Origin of the sequence: Phaeobacter sp. PT47_59, from assembly GCF_028890025.1 — a bacterium.
GTDB lineage: Bacteria > Pseudomonadota > Alphaproteobacteria > Rhodobacterales > Rhodobacteraceae > Phycobacter.
This window is the reverse complement of record NZ_JARCJL010000060.1, coordinates 1-2,063: the sequence shown is the minus strand read 5'-3', so window position 1 is coordinate 2,063 and position 2,063 is coordinate 1. Positions and strand designations below refer to the sequence as shown.

Sequence of the window (2,063 nt, the reverse complement as noted above, 5' to 3'; positions counted from 1 at the left end):
GGCAGCCCCACACGCAAAGAACTCACCTTAGCACGGGCCGCAACGACGAAGATGACCCCCATGTTTTGTCCACTCCCTGGGTCTTTTCAACACGTTTGGCAGCAAGCCCCATATAAAATTTTGCCTCACGCGGAAGTGGTCGTGATGACGTGCATTGGGATATTATCGTTCACGCTTCGCGATAATTGTCACAAGCCCCAACACCTTCTGCGACCACATCAAGCAGGGCGTCTACATCATTTAAAAGAGCTGCTATGCGCGGACTGCTGATCCGGTAGCGAATGAAGCGCCCATCGCGGTCGCTGGCGACAAGTCCGCAATCCAGAAGGCATCGCAAATGATTTGACACGTTGGGCTGCGATAGCCCTGTGCGTTTGACGATCTCGTGAACAACCAACGGTCCTTCACACAGCACGCCCAGTATCGCCAGTCGGCTCGGGTCGGCAAGACCGCGAAAGAGCTTTGCTCTACGCTCGATGCCAGCGGCCGCAGCATTGCGGTCGGCGAAGACTTGCATCATATCACTCCTTGCTGATATGTGTGAACTTGATCCACTTTAGCAGGAGTATTGCACCGATGGCCAACACCGAAAGCACCGGATCGACAGCAGATACGTCGCCCGTCCGTTACCGGGTTTCCGGAATGGATTGCGCAAAGGATGCCGCCCAGATCGAGCGGGCGGCGCAGTCTGCGGGTGTCGCGCCCGACGCAGTGAAAGTATCAGCGGCGACCCATATCATGACTCTGAAAGTCCCTGAAGCAAGCCTGCCGGAGATTGAAAAAGCCGTTGAGACAACGGGATATGGGTTCGACCGCATCGAGAGCGACGAGGACCTTCAGCAAAGTGCGGCCCATCAGGACCCGGGCTACCGCCGCGCGCTCTGGATCGTCGTGATTCTAAATGTCGGTTACGGCGTTCTGGAAATGATTGGTGGGTTTATTGCCGGGTCACAGGCGGTGAAGGCCGACGCGCTGGATTTCATCGGCGATGGCGCGATCACTTTCTTGGGGCTTCTTGCCATCGGATGGAGCCTTCTCTGGCGGGCACGCTCTGCCCTGATCCAGGGCATCTTTCTCGGCCTGCTTGGCCTTGGGGTCTTTAGCACGACCATCATAAGGGCATTCGAGCCGACAACCCCAGACGCCACATTGATGGGGATTCTGGGCCTGATTGCTCTTGTGATAAATGTCATCTCCGTGCTGCCGTTGTTGCGGTACCGCAAGGGCGATGCGAACATGCGCGCTGTCTGGCTTTTCTCGCGTAACGACGCCATCGGCAACGCCGCAGTCGTTATCGCCGCTGGGCTAGTGGTTTGGCTGGGCAGCGCTTGGCCCGATCTTATCGTCGCGTTCGGGATCGCCGGACTGTTCCTGCACTCGTCATGGGCGATCATCCGCGACGCGCGGGCCGATCTGAAGGCGGTGGCATGAACAGCCGCGTTCTCGGTGGGCTTTGCGCCATCGCCGCGTTTGGTGTTGATCAGGGCACCAAGGCTCTTGCCCTGAACTCCCCGGCGCTTGAGAACGGGGTCGAGGTTCTGCCCTTTCTCAACCTCGTGCGGGTTTTGAACGATGGGGTCAGCTTCGGTATGCTCGGCGGGGTCGTACCCTGGTGGGGTCTGGTCGCACTTGCTGCCGTGGTCGTGGCATGGCTGCTGATCTGGCTATGGAAGGCTCCGGACGGGCTGACAGGTGCGGCGCTCGGTCTGATCATCGGAGGCGCGCTTGGCAATATCCTTGACCGTCTGCGCTATCAGGCCGTCCCTGACTTTCTCGACTTCCATTACGGGTCATACCACTGGCCGTCCTTCAACTTGGCTGACGTGGCGATCTTTTGTGGGGCAGCATTGCTGTTCTGGGACAGCTTTCGCACCTCGAAAGTCAGGCCGGAAAATCGGGAACAAGACAATCGCAAGGGAGATGTCACGGGGGGATAACAGCTAACAGGCAAAGAACTTTGGGAGGGAATTCGGCTTGAGATTTTTGGATTGTGAACGGCGGAGCAATACTCGGCCACGGTAGCGACGGCATAGTGTTGTCGCGGGCGGCGTAAAAGTCGTCCA

The 2,063-nt window shown here is 58.2% G+C and carries 3 protein-coding genes; 2 read left to right on the top strand and 1 reads right to left on the bottom strand.

Features of this window, described 5'->3' with window-relative positions; all coding sequences use genetic code 11:
• Window positions 1-169 precede the first annotated feature (169 nt).
• Window positions 170-517 (bottom strand): ArsR/SmtB family transcription factor, encoded by a 348-nt coding sequence (locus PXK01_RS21825; RefSeq protein ID WP_425442834.1) that lies wholly within the window; start codon window positions 515-517, stop codon window positions 170-172.
• A gap of 59 nt (window positions 518-576) precedes the next feature.
• Here PXK01_RS21825 and PXK01_RS21820 point away from each other — a divergent pair, with 59 nt between their 5' ends.
• Together PXK01_RS21820 and lspA are read left to right on the top strand one after the other, a co-directional pair.
• On the top strand, window positions 577-1,431 hold the full coding sequence (locus PXK01_RS21820; RefSeq protein ID WP_037275508.1) for a cation transporter: 855 nt from the start codon (window positions 577-579) through the stop codon (window positions 1,429-1,431).
• Entirely contained in the window at window positions 1,428-1,937 is a 510-nt protein-coding gene (gene lspA, locus PXK01_RS21815; RefSeq protein ID WP_009824417.1) for a signal peptidase II, read from the top strand. The genes PXK01_RS21820 and lspA overlap by 4 nt, the downstream gene beginning before the upstream one ends.
• Window positions 1,938-2,063: the final 126 nt, after the last annotated feature.

Coding starts and splice junctions, on each gene's coding strand:
- PXK01_RS21825 (WP_425442834.1), bottom strand. CDS start 517: ATGCAAGTCTTCGCCGACCGCAATGCTGCGGCCGCTGGCATCGAGCGT.
- PXK01_RS21820 (WP_037275508.1), top strand. CDS start 577: ATGGCCAACACCGAAAGCACCGGATCGACAGCAGATACGTCGCCCGTC.
- lspA (WP_009824417.1), top strand. CDS start 1,428: ATGAACAGCCGCGTTCTCGGTGGGCTTTGCGCCATCGCCGCGTTTGGT.